The organism is Streptomyces sp. NPDC034084 (genome assembly GCF_055575535.1).
Genome location: NZ_JBVISK010000004.1, coordinates 548,271 through 569,776, shown reverse-complemented (window position 1 = coordinate 569,776; position 21,506 = coordinate 548,271). Strand labels below are relative to the sequence as shown.

18 protein-coding genes are annotated in these 21,506 nt (G+C 71.9%); 6 read left to right on the top strand and 12 right to left on the bottom strand.

The genetic code is table 11. From position 1 onward, the window contains the following. The first annotated feature begins 1 nt into the window (after position 1). From ACZ51I_RS17690 to ACZ51I_RS17680, 3 genes are all read left to right on the top strand, one after another. Positions 2–415 (top strand): roadblock/LC7 domain-containing protein, encoded by a 414-nt coding sequence (locus ACZ51I_RS17690; RefSeq protein ID WP_026057603.1) that lies wholly within the window; start codon positions 2–4, stop codon positions 413–415. A 91-nt stretch (positions 416–506) separates the two neighbouring features. Beyond that, the gene (locus ACZ51I_RS17685; RefSeq protein WP_468876564.1) at positions 507–1,040 is read left to right on the top strand and encodes a DUF742 domain-containing protein; all 534 of its coding nucleotides are present in this window, start codon (positions 507–509) and stop codon (positions 1,038–1,040) included. Then, a complete protein-coding gene (locus ACZ51I_RS17680) occupies positions 1,021–1,602 on the top strand; it encodes a GTP-binding protein (RefSeq protein WP_015036414.1) in 582 nt (193 codons plus the stop codon). Before ACZ51I_RS17685 ends, ACZ51I_RS17680 begins: the two co-directional genes overlap by 20 nt. Positions 1,603–1,736: 134 nt before the next feature. On the opposite strand, the gene ACZ51I_RS17675 is transcribed toward ACZ51I_RS17680, so the two are convergent. The 5 genes from ACZ51I_RS17675 to ACZ51I_RS17655 form a co-directional block, all read right to left on the bottom strand. Further along, the gene (locus ACZ51I_RS17675) at positions 1,737–1,931 is read right to left on the bottom strand and encodes an acyl-CoA carboxylase subunit epsilon (protein WP_190154636.1); all 195 of its coding nucleotides are present in this window, start codon (positions 1,929–1,931) and stop codon (positions 1,737–1,739) included. A gap of 13 nt (positions 1,932–1,944) precedes the next feature. Beyond that, positions 1,945–3,528, bottom strand: coding sequence for an acyl-CoA carboxylase subunit beta (locus ACZ51I_RS17670; protein ID WP_468876562.1), 1,584 nt, complete (start codon positions 3,526–3,528; stop codon positions 1,945–1,947). Between the two features lie 153 nt (positions 3,529–3,681). Next, positions 3,682–6,003, bottom strand: a complete 2,322-nt coding sequence (locus ACZ51I_RS17665; RefSeq protein WP_468876860.1) for a polysaccharide lyase 8 family protein — start codon at positions 6,001–6,003, stop codon at positions 3,682–3,684. A gap of 107 nt (positions 6,004–6,110) precedes the next feature. Continuing rightward, on the bottom strand, positions 6,111–9,971 hold the full coding sequence (locus tag ACZ51I_RS17660; protein WP_468876560.1) for an endo-alpha-N-acetylgalactosaminidase family protein: 3,861 nt from the start codon (positions 9,969–9,971) through the stop codon (positions 6,111–6,113). A 128-nt stretch (positions 9,972–10,099) separates the two neighbouring features. Then, entirely contained in the window at positions 10,100–10,609 is a 510-nt protein-coding gene (locus tag ACZ51I_RS17655; protein WP_468876558.1) for a hypothetical protein, read from the bottom strand. 290 nt (positions 10,610–10,899) lie between these two features. Between ACZ51I_RS17655 and ACZ51I_RS17650 the strand changes: the two genes are divergently transcribed. After that, positions 10,900–11,511 (top strand): YceI family protein, encoded by a 612-nt coding sequence (locus ACZ51I_RS17650; protein WP_468876556.1) that lies wholly within the window; start codon positions 10,900–10,902, stop codon positions 11,509–11,511. A gap of 76 nt (positions 11,512–11,587) precedes the next feature. Here the strand turns inward: ACZ51I_RS17650 and ACZ51I_RS17645 are convergent, their stop codons facing one another. Then, the gene (locus ACZ51I_RS17645; protein ID WP_468876554.1) at positions 11,588–12,736 is read right to left on the bottom strand and encodes a serine hydrolase domain-containing protein; all 1,149 of its coding nucleotides are present in this window, start codon (positions 12,734–12,736) and stop codon (positions 11,588–11,590) included. 60 nt (positions 12,737–12,796) lie between these two features. Continuing rightward, positions 12,797–13,246 carry a DUF4267 domain-containing protein gene (locus ACZ51I_RS17640; RefSeq protein ID WP_468876552.1) on the bottom strand — a complete coding sequence of 150 codons (450 nt, stop codon included), beginning with the start codon at positions 13,244–13,246 and terminating at the stop codon, positions 12,797–12,799. A gap of 93 nt (positions 13,247–13,339) precedes the next feature. Here ACZ51I_RS17640 and ACZ51I_RS17635 point away from each other — a divergent pair, with 93 nt between their 5' ends. Together ACZ51I_RS17635 and dnaN are read left to right on the top strand one after the other, a co-directional pair. Continuing rightward, positions 13,340–13,921 (top strand): TetR/AcrR family transcriptional regulator, encoded by a 582-nt coding sequence (locus tag ACZ51I_RS17635; RefSeq protein ID WP_468876550.1) that lies wholly within the window; start codon positions 13,340–13,342, stop codon positions 13,919–13,921. Between the two features lie 10 nt (positions 13,922–13,931). After that, on the top strand, positions 13,932–15,032 hold the full coding sequence (gene dnaN, locus ACZ51I_RS17630) for a DNA polymerase III subunit beta (protein ID WP_468876548.1): 1,101 nt from the start codon (positions 13,932–13,934) through the stop codon (positions 15,030–15,032). A gap of 10 nt (positions 15,033–15,042) precedes the next feature. Here dnaN and ACZ51I_RS17625 read toward each other — a convergent pair whose 3' ends face one another. The 5 genes from ACZ51I_RS17625 to ACZ51I_RS17605 form a co-directional block, all read right to left on the bottom strand. Continuing rightward, complete coding sequence (locus ACZ51I_RS17625) at positions 15,043–16,401, bottom strand: hypothetical protein (protein WP_468876546.1); 1,359 nt, start codon at positions 16,399–16,401, stop codon at positions 15,043–15,045. Between the two features lie 43 nt (positions 16,402–16,444). Then, positions 16,445–18,061: a citramalate synthase gene (cimA, locus tag ACZ51I_RS17620; RefSeq protein ID WP_468876544.1), complete on the bottom strand. Its 1,617-nt coding sequence runs from the start codon at positions 18,059–18,061 to the stop codon at positions 16,445–16,447. 282 nt (positions 18,062–18,343) lie between these two features. After that, a complete protein-coding gene (locus ACZ51I_RS17615; RefSeq protein ID WP_468876543.1) occupies positions 18,344–19,663 on the bottom strand; it encodes an MFS transporter in 1,320 nt (439 codons plus the stop codon). 75 nt (positions 19,664–19,738) lie between these two features. Further along, complete coding sequence (locus ACZ51I_RS17610) at positions 19,739–20,284, bottom strand: TetR/AcrR family transcriptional regulator (protein ID WP_468876858.1); 546 nt, start codon at positions 20,282–20,284, stop codon at positions 19,739–19,741. A 198-nt stretch (positions 20,285–20,482) separates the two neighbouring features. Further along, positions 20,483–21,499, bottom strand: coding sequence for an agmatine deiminase family protein (locus ACZ51I_RS17605; RefSeq protein WP_468876541.1), 1,017 nt, complete (start codon positions 21,497–21,499; stop codon positions 20,483–20,485). Between the last annotated feature and the right edge of the window lie 7 nt (positions 21,500–21,506).

Genomic DNA, 21,506 nt, shown 5'->3' with positions numbered 1-21,506 from the left:
CATGAGCCAGGCGGCGCAGAATCTGAACTGGTTGATCACCAACTTCGTGGACAACACCCCCGGGGTGTCCCACACCGTGGTGGTCTCCGCCGACGGACTCCTGCTGGCGATGTCCGAGGGCTTCCCCCGGGACCGCGCCGACCAGCTGGCGGCCGTCGCCTCCGGACTGACCTCGCTGACCGCGGGCGCGTCCCGGATCTTCGAGGGTGGTGCGGTCAACCAGACCGTGGTGGAGATGGAGCGCGGCTTCCTCTTCATCATGTCGATCTCGGACGGCTCCTCGCTGGCCGTGCTCGCCCACCCGGAGGCCGACATCGGCCTCGTGGGTTACGAGATGGCTCTGCTCGTGGATCGCGCGGGCACGGTCCTGACTCCTGACCTCCGGGCGGAGCTTCAGGGAAGTCTTCTCAACTAACAGACAGACAGTGCGTTTGGCGCCACCGCCCCGTAGGGTGCGGTGGCGCGGTCCAAGGGACATGGACCGCGAGGCAGTCGGAGGAGGAGACGTGGGTACACCCCCGGGCGCGAGCCCCTACAACGGTTATGACGCGCATCAGGCACCGCTGGGCGACACCGCGCAGAACCGGTTCAACTTTCCCTCCGCCCCGAGCAGACAGGGCGTGTCGCAGCCCTACGCGCAGCCTCAGGTCCCGTCGGCGGCCGCGGGTTCGCCGTCCGCCTCGCGCGGGTCCGGCAACCACAACCCGCTGGTGCGTCCGTACGCGATGACCGGCGGCCGGACCCGGCCGCGCTACCAGCTCGCCATCGAGGCGCTGGTCAGTACGACGGCCGATCCGGCCCGGCTGCAGGGGCAGTTGCCCGAGCACCAGCGGATCTGCCGGCTCTGCTTCGAGATCAAGTCGGTCGCGGAGATCTCGGCTCTTCTCTCCATCCCCCTCGGCGTCGCCCGAATCCTCGTCGCCGACCTGGCCGAGGCCGGACTCGTCGCCATCCACCAGCCCGGCGGCGACGAGGCCGCCGGCGGTCAGCCAGACGTGACACTGCTCGAAAGGGTGCTCAGTGGACTTCGCAAGCTCTAGCGGCGGCGCGGCCCGTTCAACCACCAGCGCGAAGATCGTGGTGGCGGGTGGCTTCGGCGTGGGCAAGACCACGTTCGTCGGCGCCGTCTCGGAGATCAACCCGCTGCGTACCGAAGCCGTCATGACCTCCGCCTCCGCGGGCATCGACGACCTCACCCACACCGGCGACAAGACGACGACGACCGTCGCCATGGACTTCGGCCGCATCACGCTCGACCAGGACCTGATCCTGTACCTCTTCGGCACCCCCGGTCAGGACCGCTTCTGGTTCATGTGGGACGACCTGGTCCGCGGCGCCATCGGCGCCGTCGTCCTCGTCGACACCCGCCGCCTCGCCGACTGCTTCCCCGCCGTCGACTACTTCGAGAACAGCGGCCTGCCGTTCGTCATCGCCCTCAACGGCTTCGACGGCAACCAGCCCTACCAGCCGGAGGAGGTCCGCGAGGCCCTCCAGATCGGCCCGGACACCCCCATCATCACCACCGACGCCCGTCACCGCGCCGACGCCAAGAGCGCCCTCATCACGCTCGTCGAGCACGCGCTCATGGCCCGCCTGCGGTAAGTCCCGACGGTCGCACGGCAGAAGGCCCCGCACCAAGTCGGTGCGGGGCCTTCGTGCTCGGGCACGTGCCCACGACGGTGGAAGCCGAAGGGCCCCGCACCGTCATCGGTGCGGGGCCCTTCGTACGGCGGAGGTCAGCGCCAGCTGTGGGGCGCGCGGAAGCCGTGTTCGCGCTCCAGGCGGCGCCAGCCGGCCTGGGTGCGGCCGCGGTGGGTCTCCTCGGCGGGCTGGGAGGCGGCGCGGGCGAGCAGCACCGCCGTGATGGCGGCGAGCTCCTCGGGGTCGGCGGTGCCCTTCTCGACGCGGAGAAGGTTGGCGGGGGTGGTCACGTGATGACTCCTCTTACTGAGGCGGGTTGCCGTGCTTGCGGGACGGCAGGTCGGCGTGCTTGGTGCGGAGCATCGCGAGGGACCTGATGAGCACCTGGCGGGTCTCGGCGGGGTCGATGACGTCGTCGACCAGGCCGCGCTCCGCCGCGTAGTACGGGTGCATCAGTTCGGCCTTGTACTCCTTGACCATGCGGGCCCGCATGGCGTCGGGGTCCTCGGCCTCCGCGATCTGCTTGCGGAAGATGACGTTGGCGGCGCCTTCGGCGCCCATGACCGCGATTTCGTTGGTGGGCCAGGCGTACGTCAGGTCGGCGCCGATGGACTGGGAGTCCATCACGATGTAGGCGCCGCCGTAGGCCTTGCGCAGGATCAGGGAGATCCGGGGCACGGTCGCGTTGCAGTACGCGTACAGCAGCTTCGCGCCGTGCCTGATGATTCCACCGTGCTCCTGGTCAACGCCGGGCAGGAAGCCGGGTACGTCCAGAAGAGTGATGATCGGGATGTTGAAGGCGTCGCACATCTGCACGAAGCGGGCCGCCTTCTCGGAGGCCTCGATGTCGAGGACGCCGGCGAGCGACTGGGGCTGGTTGGCGACGATGCCGACGACCTGGCCGTCGAGCCGGGCCAGGGCGCAGATGATGTTGCGGGCCCAGCGCTCGTGGATCTCCAGGTAGTCGCCGTCGTCGACGAGCTCCTCGATGACCTTGTGCATGTCGTACGGGCGGTTGCCGTCGGCGGGCACGAGGTCGAGGAGGACGTCGGAGCGGCGGTCGGCCGGGTCCTCGGAGGGGACGGTCGGCGGGTTCTCGCGGTTGTTCTGCGGGAGCATCGACAGGAGGTAGCGGACCTCGGCGATGCAGGTCTCCTCGTCGTCGTACGCGAAGTGCGCGACGCCCGAGGTCTCGGCGTGGACGTCGGCGCCGCCCAGACCGTTCTGGGTGATCTCCTCACCCGTGACCGCCTTGACGACGTCCGGGCCGGTGATGAACATCTGCGAGGTCTCACGGACCATGAACACGAAGTCCGTGAGCGCCGGGCTGTAGGCGGCGCCGCCGGCGCACGGGCCGAGCATCACCGAGATCTGCGGGATGACACCCGAGGCCCTGGTGTTGCGCTGGAAGATCCCGCCGTAGCCGGCGAGCGCGGAGACGCCCTCCTGGATACGGGCGCCCGCCCCGTCGTTCAGCGACACCAGCGGCGCACCGGCCGCGATGGCCATGTCCATGATCTTGTGGATCTTCGTGGCGTGGGCCTCGCCCAGCGCGCCACCGAAGATCCGGAAGTCGTGCGCGTACACGAAGACCGTCCGGCCCTCCACCGTGCCCCAGCCGGTGATCACACCGTCGGTGTACGGCTTCTTCGCCTCCAGGCCGAAGCCCTGCGCACGGTGCCGGCGCAGCTGCTCGACCTCGCTGAAGGAACCGGGGTCCAGCAGCAGCTCGATCCGCTCACGCGCCGTCAGCTTGCCCTTCGCGTGCTGCGCCTCGGTCGCACGGTCACTCGGGCCACGCAGCGCCTGCTCGCGCAGGACGTGCAGCTCGGCCACACGGCCACGGGCGTCGGCGGGCTCGCTCGGGATCTGGTCCACAACGGTCATGTACCGACCCTACGAAGTCACACAAGAAAACCCCGCCGTCGACTCCGTACAGTCTCGCGTGTCGAATCCTGGTGGGGCTGGACAGAACCATTGCCCGTCCAGCCCGAGTCAACAGCCAGACACCCCTCGTGTTTGTTGGGTTCCGACATAGACCTAGAGGGCGACCTCGCAACCGTGGGTCCCACCGGCGGTACCCGGCGTGATCCGCAGCCTGAGTGAGGACCCGGTGGCGAGGACCTCCACGGAGGGGTCGTGGCGGAGCACACGGCGGACCGGACGGTTCCACACCAGCTCCAGCGGCTGCCCCGAGCGGAGCGGCTCGGAGACCCTCACGTCGAGGACGGAGCGGCGGCGCCGGACGAGGACGCTCGCGGGCGCGGTGACCGTGAGGGGTCCCACCGTACCTGCCTGCCAGAGGTTCGCGGCGGTCAGTCCGAGGGACGGGACGGCGACCGCCTGCCGCTCGGCGGTGTTGTCGAGAACCTGCAGCCAGGCGGGGTCCGCGGCGCGGGCGGCGAGCGTGCGCCGCGAGGCGCCCGGCATCAGGACGTACACGTAGGAGGCGGTGACCGGGTCGGTGCCGTGGTCCAGCCAGAGGGTCTGGTAGCGGCGGGTCCGGCGCTCGGTGGAGCTGGTGGTGTTGATGTCGCTCCAGGCGCCGGTGCGGTCCTCGCGCAGGGTGCGGAGGTTTCCGGCGCCCCGGGGGAAGACCCAGCCGCCGTGGCCGTCCAGGTGCGCCCAGCCGTCGCCGGTGGTGAACGCCTCGGTGCCGTGCCCGTTGAGGAGCCGGTTGTCGACCACCGTCTCGACGGGCACGCCGTCGGTCGCGGAGATCCCGGCGCCCAGGCAGATGACCGCGTCCGCCGCGCAGAACCAGGACTTGCGGGCCTCCAGGGTGGAGCCGAGGCCCTTGAGGTGCTGGCCGACGGCCGCGTACTCGCCGTCGGTGGTCCCGCCGACCCAGCGGACGGCGGGCCGGGGCGCGCCCCACTCGCCGCCCGCCCGGTCGGCGAGGCGCTTGGTGGAGACGGTGGTGCCGGGGAGCCGGTACGGGTCGACGGTGGGCCAGAACCAGTCGGTGTACTGGTCGCCGAGGCCGCGGGTCCACCAGGAGAGCATCCCGGCGCCGGTGTGCCAGCCCCGCGGGTTCTCGCCGTTGCCGCATTCGTAGTACGTGATCCGGTCCGAGGCCATCGCGATGTTCGCGGCCCAGCCGGGACGGCGGTGGACGGCCCGGTCCATGGCGGCGAAGAGCCGGTGGCCGGTGGGTTCGGCGGCGGCGGGGACGGGGGCCGCTGCCACGGCGTGCAGCCGGGCGAGGTCGGCGACGCCGAGCTGACGGGCGGTCAGGATCGGGGAGACGGTGTCGCGGTCGATCCAGCCCTTCACGCGCGCGTGCCACCGGTCCCGCTCGGCGGCCGAGGCCCCGCCCGCGAGAAGGGCGATGGCCGCGATGACGCCCTGGCCGTGGAAGTGGTCGGAGCGCATGATCTGCCGGTCGTCGTTCCTGAGGTGACCGCGGCTGATGGCACGCCCGTTGACGCTGTCCATCATCAGGCCGTCGTAGATGAAGGGCGCGTAGGCCTTCTCGACACTGTCGAGGACGATCTGCCGGTTCGGGTCGGTGACGGCCCAGCTGGAGCCGGCGAGGAGGGAGAAGAGCCGGCCCAGGCCGTCCAGCATGACCTGTCCGTAGGTGCCGGAGTAGGCGACCCAGGTGTGCTGCACGAAGGAGCCGTCGGCGTAGAGGCCGTCGCCCTTGGTCACGTACGGGAAGACGGGCGAGAGGGCGTCGCGGGCCAGGGCGATCTTGGCGGGGTTCGTGCCGAGGATCCCGCGCAGGGCGACCGAACGGCAGAGGTCGACGCGGTTGGCGCCGGTGGAGGTGCCGGTGTAGTTCAGGAGGACGGAGTCGGGCACGAAGTGGTCGACGGCGGCGCAGGCGGCGGCCGTGCGCTCGGGGCCGAGGCGGGGGTGGAGCGCGGCCACGATGTCCATGAGCAGGCGGGGGCTGCCGATCTGCCACTCCCACCAGTTGCCGTACCGCGGGGCGCCCGCCCGGTAGACGGTGGCGGAGAGGTGGTCGAGGCCGCGCAGGATGTCCGCGAGGAGGCTCTCGTCGCCGGTGAGGCCGGTGCCGGGCTGGACGAACGCCTGGGTCATCGTCCACAGGCGGCTGTAGCTCTGGGATATGCCGGCCGGCGGGTCGAAGGGGGCGTCGGGCCAGAGCGAGGCGACGGCGGGGGCCATGCTCGCGCGGAAGGCGCGCGCGAGCGTGCCCGTCTCGGCGAGCCGGCCGGCGTAGGGCTCGGCCCCGGCGTCGAAGCCGGAGCCGAGCTGGAGGTCGAGCCAGCGGAGTCGCAGCGTCTCGAACTCGTCGGCCGAGTCCGCCGCGTGGGCCTGCGGGGTGACGGCGAGCGTGAGGGCTGCCGCTGTCGTGGTGCTCAGGAAGGTGCGGCGGGACCAGAGGGGCAGGGACACGGGAGCCTCCCGGGGGAAGTGGTGGAGACCGGTCGGCGCCCGGTGTAACACCCTGTCTCCGACGCAATCAATGAGCACGGCAAGCGCTTGCCGCCTCGGGTTCAGCCTCCGCAGTGGAAGCGGGCGCTCCCCCAGTCCGCGTGGTCGTTGCCGTTCCCGTCGCCGCCGTCGCCGACCACCAGGTCGACATAGGAGGCCCCGGTGACGTCGGCGGTGAGCGACCAGGCGGGGTCGGCGGCCTTGAGGACCGGGGACTTCGCCTTCTCCGCGCCGTCCGCGAGCACGCTGAACTGGACGCTGCCCCGGCTGGTCTGGACGTCGTCCACCCCGACCTCGGCGGTGAGCGAGGCGCACCGGCCGCCGAGGTAGTAGCGGACCTCGGCCGGGGCGTGGCTGCCCAGGCCCTTGGCGTAGGCGACTCCGCCGATGCGCAGCGGGGAGCCGTCGCCGGTGCCGGTCTCGCCGTTGGAGAGGTCGCGCTCGACGGGTCCCCAGCCGTTGGCGGCCGAGGTCCAGTCGAGGTCGCTCGCCCAGCTGTCGGCGGTGGGCGGCGGGGGCAGGGTGCGGACGGTGGTGGCGGCGGTGAGCTTCCGCTCCGCTCCCCCGGTCCCGTACGCGACGGAGGCGCCCAGCGGGTAGGGCCGGTAGGCCGCGTCCACCGGCGGTGTCACCTGCCAGGTGGCGGTGGCCCTCCCGCCGGGGGCGACGGTGCCGAGGGTGACGGGCGCGGCGGGTTCGGCGGTCCAGCCCTCGGGGAGGGTGAGCACGGCCTGGGCGCCGGTGACGTCGGCGGCCTCGTCGTTGCCGAAGGTGGCCGTGACCCGGTTCGGGCGGCCCGGCTCCAGCGTCTCGGGCGCGGTGACGGTGAGCGTGCCGCAGGCGGCGCGCTCGGCGGCCGGGCCGAGGTCGGTGACGGTGAAGCCGTCGAGGACGAAGTCGGCGCCGTCCGGGGCGTCCCCGCGCTTGCGCAGGCCGGTCCAGGTGTCGCCGCAGCCGGCCGTGACGGTCTCGGCGAAGTGGCCGGTGGTCCTCTGTTCCCCGATCGGGGTGCGCCGGGTCTCGACGGCCGGGCCGTTGCCGTTCGTACGGTCGTAGCCGGTGACCCACTCGTACGCGCCCGCGTGGCTGGACTGGTAGTCGTATTCCACGCGGTAGCTGTGGCCGTCCTCCATCGGGACGGTCCAGGGCGCGGTCCGGTAGACGAGTCCGCTGTTCTCGTCGTGCGACTTGAGGCTCTCGGCGCCGCCGACGACGTCGTCGATCAGCTTTCCGTTCCAGCCGGCCTGGGTGTACGGGGCGTGGAGCTGGGCGATGTGGGTGCGCGGGTCCGTCGTACCGCCGGCGTCGCCCTTGAGGAAGGGTCCCCAGCCCTGGTCGACGGCCTCGAAGTCCTCGTACACGACCGTGCCCGCCTTCGTCGCCGGGGCGTTGGCGACGATCCGTACGTCGTCGATCCGGACGGCCGCCGGGCTGCCGCTCGCGGCCTGGATCCGCAGCGGGACGGAGCCGTCGGCGGGGGCGGTGAAGGTGACCTTGGCGCGCTGGAAGCGGGTGCCGTTCCAGTCGGAGGCGGCGACCCGGTCCTCCAGGGAGGAGCGCTCGACGGTGACGGAGGCGCCACCGGCGGAGAGGGTGGTAGGACGCGTCTTGCCGGGCTCGATCTCGATGAGGGCGGAGGCGGTGTACCGCGTGCCGGGGGTGAGGCCGGTGATCTGCCGGCGGACCGAGGCGGTGGCGGTGCCGCTGAGCCTCGCGCTGTTGCGGCCCTGGTCGTCGGTGTCGCGGGCGACGGTGCCGGCCTTGGTCCAGGCGCCGAGCTTCGCGTCGTTGAAGCCGGGGTCCTGCACGGGCGTGCCCTGGCCCCACTGCGGGGCGGTCTGGGCGGGGGCGCTGTCGGGGTAGAGGACGTAGGGCTGCCCGGCGACGGCGTCGAGGGTGATCCGGCCGCCGGAGGGGCGCACGGTGGCGGTCTTCACACGGCCGTTGTCGGTGAGCCTGTACACGGTGTACGCGCGCGTGGAGCCGGGGACGGCCCAACTGGTCGTGCCGCCGGACTTGTTGTAGTGGTAGAGCTTCTTGCCGCCGTCCCAGGGGAGCAGGTAGTTCTCACCGTCGAGGACTTTGCGGCCGTTCTCGTAGAAGGTGCGGCGGCCGTTCTCGACGGTGCCGCGGACGCCGCCGGTGAAGGTGATGTCGTCGCCGTTCCAGCGGGTGATCTTCTGCTGCTGGAGGTACTTGGCGGGCAGGTTCCGCTGCCAGATGTTGGCGGAGAAGGCGTTCCAGTCGGTCTCGCCGGTCCAGCCCTCGAAGTCGACGAGGGCGGTCTGGCCGAGGACCGGGTGGTTGTTCCAGACGTCCTTCTCGCCGTTGCGTATGAAGCGGATGATCTGGGAGTTGAGGCCCTTGTTGGTGGCGCCGCCGTAGTCGAGGTCGTTGGCCCAGTGGGACCAGAGGGAGGCCCGCTCGAACTTGTCGGCCCACTCGGTGGCGAGGTTCCAGCCCTGCGCCTGGACGGCCTGGGCCGTCTTGTCGGCGATCCAGCCGTGGGTGTAGTAGACGTCGATGTAGAGCGTCGACAGGTTGGGGTCGGTCTCGTCGCGGAGCTGCTGGAAGCGGCGGGCGAGGTCACCGCTGTTGATGTCGCGGCGCTGGTCGATGTAGTAGCTCTGGTTGAGCCAGTTCCAGCCGGGCTTGGTCTTGTCGACGAGGGTCTCGCTGAAGTTCTCGGCCTCGGGGTAGGACTCCGTGGCGTTCACGTGGACGCCGAAGCCGGCGCCCCACTTCTTGCCCTCGCGCAGGAGGGTGTTGAGGTCGGCGAGGCCGCCGGCCCGCTTGTTGTAGTTGCCGCCGTAGTCGGGGTGGGCGGAGTCGTGACCCTCGGAGCCGTACCCCTTGAGCAGCGCGAACTGGCCGAGTCCGTCCGTGGAGAGCGAGATCCGCTTGACGTCGTCGAGGGTGCGCAGGAAGGGATGGGTGGCCTGGGAGGCGAAGTTGAAGGGGATGTGGGCGACGACCCGGCGGGGCGTCTGGTCGCTGCCGGGGGCCTTGATCCCGATCGCGCGGAAGGCGATGGCGCCGTCCTGCCAGTCGGTGGTGCCGTCGGCGTTGGCGTCGGGGGTGACGACGACCTTCGCCCAGGGGAGGTGGTCGCCGCTCTCGGGCCGCGGGGCGCCCGCGCCGCGGTAGGTCCACTGGCCGGACCAGACGCCGACGCGGGTCTCGGTGCCGCTCCTGCGGGCCTGGTGCCAGAAGCGGGCGCCGTCGCGGGCGGAGGCGCCGGCGGGCTTGTCGTAGCTGGAGTTGGACTCGACGGCGGCGGCGAGCTGCCCGGTGCTGACGATCGCGTAGCTCGCGCCGACGGGGTTCGTCTCGGCTGCGGTGGCGGCGGTGACCTGAGCGAAGACGTCGGCGGTACGGGTGGAGTCGGGGTCGAGCCGGGTGAAGGCGGTGGCGGCGCCGGTGTCCGAGGAGCCGACGGAGACCAGGTCGTGGCCGGGGACGTCGATCGTGCCGACGCGGAAGGCCTCGGTGTCGCGGACGGCGGTCACCGCGAAGGTGGTGGTCCGGCCGTCGACGCTCAGGCGGGCGTCGATCTCGACGCCGGGCAGGTCGGGGAAGGCGAGGGTGTAGGCGGCGGACGTGGCGGTCAGGACGGGGGCGCCCTTGGCCTGGACGGCGTGGGCGGTGCCGTTGAGGACGACCTGCGTGACCGGAGCCGTACTCCCGAGGAGGCGGGCGCCGCTCGCGCGGTCGGTGTACGACAGGACGCGGGGGAAGTCCTCGGCGACGGCGACGGCGAGCTGGGCGGAACCGATCTCGGCGGCGGTCGCGGTGGTGGCGGCGGTGGTCGTGGTGTTGTCGGCGAGGGCGGGCCCGGACAGGGCGAACACGGTGGCCGACGCGGCGGTGAGCGCGCAGACCGCACGGATCGTTCGCGAGTTCCGCGAGTGAGGGAGGGGCATGCGCACTAGTTGGCCCCGGCCCGGCAGCACCGTCAACGAGATGGCGCCGCGCGGGGCCCTCCAGTCCAAGAACCCCCTTCGGTTAGTCCAAGTGGCCGCCGAAGGGGGTTCGTCGCGTGCGGTACGGGTCAGCAGCCGCCGCAGTTGTAGAAGGTCACGTCCCAGTGGCTGCCCTCGTCGGCGTAGACGTTGCCCGCGCCGGACTTCCACTGCGGGGCTCCGTCGCCGCGCAGCCCGATGTAGGCGAACGTGTTCTTGATGTAGCTGCCGAGGCAGGTGTACTTGCTGAAGTCGAGCTTGTAACCGTTCCAGTGCGAGTACGTGCCGCTCGCGTGGCCGGTCTCGGTGCCGCCGGTGATGTTCAGGGCGCAGCCGCTGGCGCTCTTGAGGGTCTGGGCGCCCTGGGCGGTGGCGAGGTTGAGCTGTTCGAAGGACGTGCAGGTGGAGTTGTAGCGGTCCGAGCAGCCGCCCGAGGACGACCAGGTGATCCCGGAGTTCCGGAACATCGAGGTCGCGGTGGCGTGGCTGATCTTGGTGACCGCGTGGGCCTCGCCGGCGGCGGTGAGAACGCCGACGCCGGGCGCGAAGAGCGCGCCGAGGACGAGGGCGAGGGCGGTCAGGACGGAGCGGAGCTTCATCGGGAGTGCCTCCTGCTGGTGACCGTGACGGGTGGGGACGGCGGTGCAGGTGGTGCGGGTGAACGGACGGGCGCGGATGGCGCCCAGGGGAAACGGGCGGCTCAGGTGGAGCCGGTGAATCCGGTGGTGCAGGGAGATGGTGCCGTAGTTCTACGCGCGTCCGCCAGAGGTCTGCGGTGTCCAAGTGGAGCCATCTGGAGGAACAGCTTCCTCGAATGTTGAATGTTGAACGGAATCGGGCTACAGTCATTCTCGTTGAAGGTTCAACAAACACCGACAAGGAGCATGTCATGGGTCTCTTCGGCCGCAAGAACACCGAGTCCGCCGTCGCCACCGCCACCCTGCCGGTCGATCCGGCCCTGGCCGCCCTGACCGGCGACTACACCATCGACCCGGCGCACAGCAGCATCGGCTTCACCGTCCGCCACGCCATGGTCACCAACGTCCGTGGGACCTTCGCCGAACACGAGGGCACGCTGAAGCTCGACGGCTCCGACCCGGGCGCCTCCACCGCCTCGATCGACGTCAAGATCGCCTCCATCGACACCGGCATCGCCGACCGCGACGGCCACCTGCGCAGCGGTGACTTCTTCGACGCCGAGCAGTTCCCGCTGATGAGCTTCCGCTCCACGAGCGCCGAACAGCTGGGCGGCGACACGTACCGGATCACCGGCGACCTGACCATCAAGGACGTCACCAAGCCGCTCGCCATCGACCTGGAGTTCAACGGCAGCGCGACGGACGTCTACGGCAACGAGCGCGTGGGCTTCGAGGGCTCCGCCGAGATCCTGCGCTCCGCCTGGGGCCTGACCTGGAACGCGGCCCTGGAGACCGGCGGCGTCATGGTCAGCGACAAGGTCAAGCTGAACTTCGACATCTCCGCCATCAAGAACGCCGCCTGACCCGGGACCCTCTCCGGACCACACGAGCGCGCCCGCCCTCCGCGACAGCGGAAGGCGGGCGCTCGGCGTCGTGGGCTCAGAGGCGGGCCGCCGCCTCGACGACCGCCGGGACCAGCCGGTCGTTCTCGGGGGCGCCGGGGCCGGACAGGAAGCCGAAGCGGCGGCGGGCGTAGCTGTAGGCGAGGCCGGTGGCCGGGTCGGTGAAGGCCTGGGAGCCGGGGGCGCCGCTGTGGCCGATCGCGGCGGGGCTCAGGGACGGGTAGCGGGTGGCGAGCGGGACGAAGCCGAGCCCGAAGGCGTTCTCCGATCCCGTGACGAGGTCGGTGCCCCGGGAGTGGATGCGGGCGATCTCGGCCAGGGTGTCGGGGGCGAGCAGCGGGGGCCGGCCGTCGAGGGCGCCGGCGATCGCCGCGTACATCCGGGAGAGGCCGCGGGCGGAGCCGACACCGCCGCCGGAGAGCGGCGCCCGGGCCCGGACCGCGCGGGAGTTGGCGTACCCGACGATGTCGAACGGCGGATCGGCGTGGAGGTTGAATCCGATCGCCGTCAGGCTGTCCGGGGCGACCGGGTTCGCGTCGAGGAAGGCCTGCTCGGCGCGGGTGGGCAGCGCCGGCAGGGCCGTACGGAAGCGGGGTTCGAGTTCTTCGGGCAGGCCGAGGTAGTAGTCGAGGGCGTACGGGGCGCGGACCCGTTCCTCGAAGAGTTCCTGGGCCGTCCGGCCGGTGGCCCGCAGCACCACCTCGCCGACGAGGGCGCCGACGACCAGGGCGTGGTAGCCGTGGCCGGTGTCCGGCTCCCAGAAGGGGCGCTGTCCGGCGAGGCGCGCGGCGATCAGGCGGTCGTCGGCGAGCTCCTCGGGCGAGAGGCCGCCGTCGGCGCCGATCACCCCGGAGCGGTGCGCGAGCAGCTGCCGCAGGGTGATCTTCTCCTTGCCCTCGGCGGCGAACTCGGGCCACCAAAAGGCGACTTCGCGGTCCAGGTCGAGGACGCCGTCCTGGACGAGGAGGGCGGCTACCAGGGCCATGGCGCCCTTGGACGAGGAATAGAGCCCGAGCAGGGAGTCGCCGTCGACGCCGTCGCCGCCCCAGAGGTCGACGACGAGCCGGCCGTGGTGGTGGACGGCGAGCTGGGCGCCGCCGTCCCGGGCCTCGTTCGCGGCGATCCCCGCGAACACCTCCCGTACGGACTCGAATCCGGGCTCCACCGTGCCGTGGACGTCGGTCATGGTCGCTCTCCCCCTGAGTGTCGCGGTCGCGATCGGGCAGCCGTCGCGGTCGGACAGCCGTCAGACGGAGGAACGGTCGAGCGCGCGATTCCCTTCCCGCGCCGCCGACTTGGGCTTGACGCCGCCCTCGGCCGAGGTCGCGAAGAGGAGCCCGGCGGTGAGGACGACCACGGCGCCGGTGGCGGCGTGGATGCCGAGCGCCGCGGCGTACGTTCCGCCGTGGGACAGGACGGCGAGCGCGTCACCGAAGGGGACGATCGCGAGGAGCAGCATGACCCAGGCCAGCGGCCGGCGCTTGCCGAGTGCGAGGAGGGTGAGCACGATCGCGCCGTTGGCGAGGTCGCGGGCCGCCTTGACCCCGAAGTATCCGGCGGCGTCACCCTCGGGCCAGGAGGGGATGCCGAAGCCGGCGGCGGCGGTCTCCGGCGCAAAGGTGAAGTTGACGCCGAACCAGAGGCAGGCGAGGCCGAGCAGGACGGACAGGACGGTGGCGAGGCGGTACGTCTTCATGGTTCCCCCAAGGCGTTGTTCTAGCGGCGCTAGGACTAATAGCAACGCTAGACCTAGCAACGCCCTCTTGTCTAGCGGTGCTAGCGTTCAGATATGTCCGTGCAAGAGCGCCGAGAGCGCGAACGAGCCGAACGCCACCGCCTGATCGTGGGCGCCGCCCGGGAACTCGCCGAGAGCGAGGGCTGGGGCGCCGTGACCACCCGCCGCCTCTCCGAGCGCGTCGCCTACAGCCAGCCCGTCCTCTACAGCCACTTCAAGGGCAAGGACGCCATCGTCACGGCGGTCGCCGCCGACGGGATCGAGGAGATCACCGCCACCCTGCGCACCGCCCGCACCGGCGCCGCCGACCCGGTGGCGGGACTCACCGCCCTCGCCGCGGCCTACCTCGCCTTCGCCCGCGACCACCCCGCCCTCTACGAGGCGATGTTCGTACGGCGCACCGGCCTGGAGTTCGCCACCGAGGACTCGCCCGAGGTCCTGAAAGCCGCCTTCGCCGAATTCCTGCACGCCGTGAACCCGCTGGCCGGCGGACGCGACCCCGACACCCTCGCCGAACTCCTCTGGAGCGCCCTGCACGGACTGGCCACCCTCGACGGCAGCGGCCGGCTCCGTCCCGACCTCGCCGAAGGACGCCTGAAACTGCTGGTCGACGCCGTTGTCAGTGGCGGCCGCTAGCGTCGTCGGCATGGAATTCCGCATCGACAGCGCCGTGTTGACCGACGCCGTGGCCTGGGCCGCGCGCGTCCTGCCGGCCCGCTCCCCCATGCCCGTCCTCGGCGGTCTGCTCCTGGAGGCGGCGGACGGCGGACTGCGCGTCTCGGGCCTCGACCACGAGGCCTCGGCCCGCGTCGACGTCGAGGCCGACACCGCCGTCGAGGGCCGGGCGCTCGTCCTCGGCCGGCGCCTGCTCGACATCTGCAAGGTGCTCCCCCGGGGGCACGTCGAGCTCGCCGTGGAGGGCGCCCGCCTCTCCGTGACCTCGGGCGACGCCCGCTTCGGCCTCTCCCTGCTGCCGCTCGACGACTACCCGGCCGCGCCCGCGCTGCCCGAGGTGCGCGGGCTCGTGGACGGGGACGCCTTCGCGGCGGCGGTCGGCCAGGTCGCCGTGGCCGCGGGCCGGGACGACTCGCTGCCCGTCCTCACGGGGATACGGCTCGCCCTGGACGGGGAGACCCTGACGCTGGCCGCCACCGACCGCTACCGGTACGCGGTCCGCAACCTGCCGTGGAAGCCCGAGGCCGACGCCCCGGAGGGCGCCGACGTGGTCGTCCCGGCCCGCCGCCTCACCGAGATCGCCCGCTCCCTCGCCGGCACGGGCCCGGCCCGCCTCGCGCTCGACTCCGGCTCCCTCGGCTTCGAGAGCGCCGGCACCCGCACCACCACCCGTCTGCTCGACGGCCGGCTCCCCCGCCACGACAAGCTCTTCGACCTCGGGGACCACGCCCTCGCGGTCACCGAGCGGGCCCCCCTGACCGAGGCGGTCAGGCGGGTCGCGGTCGTCGCGGAGGGCGACAGCCCGGTCCAGCTGACCTTCTCGCCCACCGGCCTCCACCTGCAGGCGGGGTACGAGGACGACGTGGCCTCCCAGCGCCTCCCCGCCACGCTCACCGGGTCGGAGTCCCTGGCGGTCGCCTTCAACCCGGGCTACCTCCTGGACGCGCTCGGCTCGATGGACTCCCCCGAGGTCCGCTTCCACCTCCTGGGCCCCGGCCAGCGCGCCCTGCTCACCGACGGGCCCGAGGCGACCCACCGCCATCTGCTGATGTCGGTGAAGCCGCTGGTCTGACCCGGGTCCGTCAGAACCCGCCACCGCCGCCGTCGAAGCCGCCGCCTCCGCCGAAGTCACCGCCGCCGAAGCCGCCCCCGTCACCACCGCCGAAGTCACCGCCGAAGCCGGAGGAGTCGAAGTCGGCGCCGGAGAAGTCGCCGCCCTGGAAGTCGGCCCCGCCGTACTCGGAGGCGTACGCGGGGGTGGAGAGCATGGAGCCGAGCATGGTGCCCACGAGGAGGCCGGGGAGCATGCCGCCGCCGAAGTAGCCGCCCGCCCAGGGACCGTAGGCGGGGCCCGCCTCCCAGTAGGGGCGGCGGCCGGCGTCGGTGTCGACCGTGCGTGCCACGGGGTCGAGGCCGTCGTCGATGCGGGCCGCGTCGGCCGCGCAGACGGGCACCTGGCGGGCGGCGCCACCGGCCGGGGTCCAGGTCCGGTCGTCGGCGGCGGGCCCGTGACGGGGGTCGAAGAAGCACGGAGGCCTGCGCTCGGGGAGCGGGCGGGACTCGCGGCGGGCGGCCAGGACCGCGAGGGAGAAGCGGCCGTCCTCCAGCGCCTGGGTGACCCCGCGGACCTCGTGCGGCCTGCTGACCGAGCCCATCAGGGACTTCGCCCTGTCGTACGAGTCGAGGGCGCGTTCGTAGTCGCCGCGCATGGCGTCGTCGGCGCCGGCCTCAGCAGGGTGGAAGTCGAGCCGTTCGAGTTCCTCGCCGAAGGCGGTGATGTCCTCGTCGACGACGACCCGGAGCCGGTCGAGGGCGGCGCGCTCCTCCGCCTCCTTGCGGAGCCGGTTGCGGCGGACGACCGCGTAGGCGCCCGCGCCGCCGGCGACGACGACCGCGCCCAGAGTGGCGAGCCCGCCGACCGGGACGCCGGAGTCCCTACCGACGGAGCCCCAGGAGGCCGGGGCGGAACCGCGCAGGGTGGGCAGGGCCTGGTCGACGAAGTTGTTCAGCTCGGTGGCCGCGTCCACGCCGGGCTGGCGTACGGACGTGACGAGGTTCCGCACGGCCTGCCCGGACATCACCGAGCGGTCGGCGCCCGCGTCGAACCCGTCGCCGAGACGGACGGCGTAGAGGCCGGTGATGCCGGTCTGGGTCCGCAGGTTCTGCAGCAGCCTCTCCGGCGGGAACTGCGCGTTCGCGGGGAGCACCGCCACGAACAGCGGCTTGTCCGCGTCCTTGATCTTCTGCGCGAGGGCGTTCGCGTCGGCCGCGGAGATCAGCCCGGCGGCCCCGAGGTCGACGTACACCGGGCCCTGTTTCAGGGCGGCGGCCGCGTCGGAGACGCCCGTGGCCCTGGCGCCCGCGGTGGGCGCCAGGACCAGAAGCAGGAGCAGTACCAGCCCGCCGAGGGCCGACCACACGGATATCGCCCTGGTCCTCATGGTTCGACGCTACCCGAACCGGACCGAACAGGATATAGAGGGACTATTCCGCGGGGTTGATCCCGGCGCGCAGCAGGCCGTACGTGAAGGCGTCCTCCAGGGCCTGCCAGGACGCGGCGATGACGTTCTCGCCGACGCCGACCGTGGCCCACTCGCCGTTGCCGTCGCTGGTGGTGACCAGGACCCGGGTCGTGGACTCGGTGCCGTGGCGGCCCTCCAGGATGCGGACCTTGTAGTCGACCAGCTCGAACTTGGCGAGCTGCGGGTAGATCCGCTCCAGGCCCACCCGCATCGCCCGGTCGAGGGCGTTGACCGGGCCGTTGCCCTCGGCGGTGGCGACGATCCGCTCGCCCTTGGCCCAGAGCTTCACGGTCGCCTCGTTGGCGTGGGTGCCGTCGGGCCGGTCCTCGACGATCGCGCGCCAGGACTCCGTACGGAAGTAGCGGCGGGCCCGGCCCTCGGCCTCCTCCCGGAGCAGCAGCTCGAAGGAGGCGTCGGCGGCCTCGTACGTGTAGCCCCTCAGCTCGCGCTCCTTGACCCGCTCGACGACCCGGGCGATGAGCTCGCGGTCGCCGCCCAGGTCGACGCCGAGCTCCTTGCCCTTGAGCTCGATGGAGGCGCGGCCGGCCATGTCGGAGACGAGCATCCGCATGGTGTTGCCGACCAGCTCGGGGTCGATGTGCTGGTAGAGGTCGGGGTCGACCTTGATGGCGGAGGCGTGCAGTCCGGCCTTGTGGGCGAAGGCGGAGACGCCGACGTAGGGCTGGTGGGTGGAGGGCGTGAGGTTGACGACCTCGGCGATGGCGTGGGAGATCCGGGTCATATCGGCGAGCGCGCCCTCGGGGAGGACCCGCTTGCCGTACTTGAGCTCCAGGGCCGCGACGACGGGGAAGAGGTTGGCGTTGCCGACCCGCTCGCCGTAGCCGTTGGCGGTGCACTGGACGTGGGTGGCGCCCGCGTCGACGGCGGCGAGGGTGTTGGCGACGGCGCAGCCGGTGTCGTCCTGGGCGTGGATGCCGAGGCGGGCGCCGGTGTCGGCGAGGACGGTGGCGACGACGGCCTGGATCTGGGCGGGGAGCATGCCGCCGTTGGTGTCGCAGAGGACGACGACGTCGGCGCCGGCCTCGTGCGCGGCGCGGACGACGGCCTTGGCGTAGTCCGGGTTCGCCTTGTAGCCGTCGAAGAAGTGCTCGCAGTCGACGAAGACCCGGCGGCCCTGGGAGGTGAGGTGGGAGACGGTGTCGCGGACCATCTCCAGGTTCTCGTCGAGGGTGGTGCGCAGGGCGAGCTCGACGTGCCGGTCGTGCGACTTGGCCACGAGGGTGATCACCGGAGCGCCGGAGTCGAGGAGCGCCTTGACCTGCGGGTCCTCGGAGGCGTCGCCGCCGGCCCTGCGGGTGGCCCCGAAGGCGACGAGCTGCGCGTTCCTGAACGTGATCTCCTGCCGGGCGCGCGCGAAGAACTCCGTGTCGCGCGGGTTGGCGCCGGGCCAGCCGCCCTCGATGAAGCCCACGCCGAAGTCGTCGAGGTGCCGGGCGATGGTCAGCTTGTCCGCGACGGTGAGGTTGATGCCTTCACGCTGCGCCCCGTCGCGCAGCGTCGTGTCGAAGACATGGAAGCTGTCGTCGAGGCGCGAGCCCTCGGCGTTCTCCGTGGTCATGGCTGTGATGGCTCCTGTCGGATGTGGCTCCGGAAGGTATGGATCCACTTGCCCCCATTCTCACGCGTCGTCCGCTTCCGGCGTGGGTGGGGCCGGAAAACGAAAAAACCCCTCGCGGGTGCGAGAGGTCTGCGCGCGGGTCTGGGGCACGGTGTCCACTGCCGCGGGGGTCGAGCCGCGATTCAGTGGCCACTGCGGACCGGCGCGCCGCTGCCGATAATCATCGTGGTAGCAAGCACGCCGGAAGTCTGACACAGCCGACGGATCAGCGGGACGGGGGTCTCACGATACGGGCAGTTGATCTCGCGGCCGCTCCGGGGACGTGGCGCCCACCCGCCCCAGGTCGATGTCGCGGGTCTCCCGCATCGAGAGGTAGACGACCAGGGAGACGGCCGCGCAGCCCGCCACGTACCAGTAGAAGCCGGACTCGATCCCGGCGTCCTTGAACCAGAGCGCCACGTACTCGGCGGTGCCGCCGAAGAGCGCGTTGGCGATCGCGTACGGCAGGGCGACGCCCAGGGCGCGGATGCCGGTCGGGAAGAGTTCGGCCTTCACGCAGGCGTTGATGGAGGTGTAGCCGGTGACGACGACGAGCGCGAGGAGGGAGAGGCCGAGGGCCGGCCAGAAGGAGCCGGCGTGCTTGAGCATCGTCAGGATCGGGACGGTGAGGAGGGTGGAGCCGACCGCGAAGGTGATGAGGAGCGGGCGGCGCCCGATCCGGTCCGAGAGCCGGCCGGCGAGCGGCTGGAGGCCGGCGAAGACGATCAGGGCGCAGAAGGAGACCAGGGTGGCGGTCTGCTTGGGCAGTCCGGCGGAGTTGGACAGGTACTTGGTGAGGTAGGTGGTGTACGTGTAGTAGGCCACGGTCCCGCCCATGGTGAGCGCGATGACGAGGAAGGCCTCCCGCTTGTGCGCCCACAGGGCCTTGAGGGTGCCCTGCTGGCCCCGCGCGACCCCGGAGTCGGCGGTCTCCTCGTACACCTCCGTCTCCAGCATCGTGCGGCGCAGGTAGAAGACGACGGCCGCGCCGAGGGCGCCGACGACGAACGGGATGCGCCAGCCCCAGGCGTGCAGGGCATCGGCGGACAGGGTGTGCTGGAGGATCAGGAGCAGGCCGAGGCCGAGGATCTGGCCGGCGGTCATCGACACATACTGGAAGCTGGAGGCGAAGCCGCGGTGCTCCGGCGCGGAGGCCTCGGTGAGGTAGGTGGCGCTGGCCGCGTACTCGCCGCCGACGGAGAGCCCCTGGAGGAGGCGGGCGACGAGGAGGACGGCGGCGCCGCCGTATCCGGCGACGGCGTAGGTCGGCGCGACGGCGATCAGTACGGCGGAGGCGGACATCAGCGTCACGGTGAGGGTGAGCGCCGCCTTGCGTCCCTTCCGGTCGCCGACCCGGCCGAGGAGCCAGCCGCCGACAGGGCGCATGAAGAAGCCGACGGCGAAGATGCCGGCGGTGTTCATGAGCTTGGCGGTGTCGTTGCCCTCGGGAAAGAAGGCCCCCGCGAAGTACGTGGCGAAGCTCGCGTACACGAACCAGTCGAACCACTCGACCATGTTGCCCGCGGAGCCGACCCAGATCTTCTTCCAGTGCTCTCGTCCCATGGGCAGGAACCGTGCCGGAGATCACGCGGGGGCATCAAGGCCGTAGCGCACAACGATCGGGTGTACTTACGTGCGTTACGGTCGCGACAGCAGGTCCTGCTCGATGAACTCCCGTACGTGCGCGAGGACTTGTGCCCTGCCGGTGCCGGGGAGGCCGACGGCGACGTGGACGCTGAAGCCGTCGAGCAGGGCCCGCATCCGGGTCGCGAAGCGGTCCGGGTCGATCGCGCGGAACTCGCCCCGTGAGACGCCCTCGGCGAGGATCGCGACCAGGTCCCGGTGCCAGGCGCCCTCGATGGCGGCCTGCCGGGCGCGGGCGTCGTCGTCGGCGTTCTGGGACCGGTTCCAGACCTCGAGCCAGAGGGTCCAGTGCGGGTCACGGGGCCCGTCGGGCACGTACACGTCGACGTACCCGTCCAGCCGGTCGCGCGCCGTCCCGGGCCGGGACAGCAGCGCGCTGCGCTCGGCTCCGAGCCGTCCCTCGCTCCACTCCAGGGTGCGCAGCAGCAGCTCGTCCTTGGTGCGGAAGTAGTAGAGGAGGTGCCCGCTGCTCATCCCCACCTGCCGCCCGAGCCCGGCCATGGTGAGCCCGTCGAGCCCCCGCTCGGCGATGGTGTCCATGGCCGCGGCGAGCACGTCCTCCCGGGGCGGGGCGGCCTGGTTGCGCCGGCGGGGGTGGGAGGAGGGGGCGGGGTTGCTGCTCTGACTCACTCGTACGTTCTACAGGATCCGGCCGTGGGGCCCGCGCCCGTCTCCGGGGTACGGCACGGGCATGGCCGCACGCTCTCCTCGGGCGTGCGGCCGGGACCAGCGGTTTTCTCAGACCGCCGGCTGCTGCTGGGTGATGCAGTGGATGCCGCCGCCGCCCGCGAAGATCGTGCGGGCGTCGACCAGGACGACCTCCCGCTCGGGGAAGAGGCGGCGGAAGATCTCGGCCGCCAGTTCGTCGTGGGGGTCGTCGAAGGCGCAGAGGACGACGCCGTCGTTGCACAGGTAGTGGTTGATGTACGAGTAGTCGACCCAGTCGCCCTCCTCGTCGGTGAGGACGGTCGGGGCCGGGACCTCGATGACCTCCAGGGCGCGGCCCCGGGCGTCGGTCTGGCCGCGGAGGATGTTCACGTACATCCGGGACCGCTCGTAATCGGGGTGCGCCGGGTTCTGCTGGCTGTGGACGAGGACCGTGCCGGGGCGGGCGAAGGCGGCGACGATGTCGACGTGGCCCTGGGTGCCGTAGAGGCCGTAGTCGCCGGTGAGGCCGTTGGGGAGCCAGATCGCCTTGGTCGTGCCGAGCTTGGCGTGGATCTCGTTCTCGACCTGCTCGCGGGTCCACTCGGGGTTGCGGCCGGTGCCGAGCTGGACGGTGTCGGTGAGGAGGACGGTGCCCTCGCCGTCGACGTGGATGGCGCCGCCCTCGTTCACGAGGGGGGAGGACAGCACGGGGACTCCCGCCACGTCCGCGACATGGCGGGCGATCTTGGAGTCGTGCTCCCAGCGTGCCCAGTCCTGGGCGCCCCAGCCGTTGAAGACCCAGTCCACGGCGGCGATCTCGGTGCCGTTCGTGACGAAGGTGGGGCCGATGTCGCGCATCCAGGCGTCGTCCAGCTCGCGCTCGACCAGGTCGATCTCCGGGCCGAGGAGCGCGGCGGCCGAGTCCGCGTCGCCGGGCCCGACGACCATCGTCACCGGCTCGAAGCGGCGGACGGCGCGGGCCACCGAGGCCCAGGCGGCGCGGGCCTCGGCGAGTTCGTCCTCGTTGGTGAAGGTGGGGTTGGGGCTGGGCCAGGCCATCCAGGTGCGCTCGTGCGGCATCCACTCGGCGGGCATGCGGAAGGTCATGAGTCAG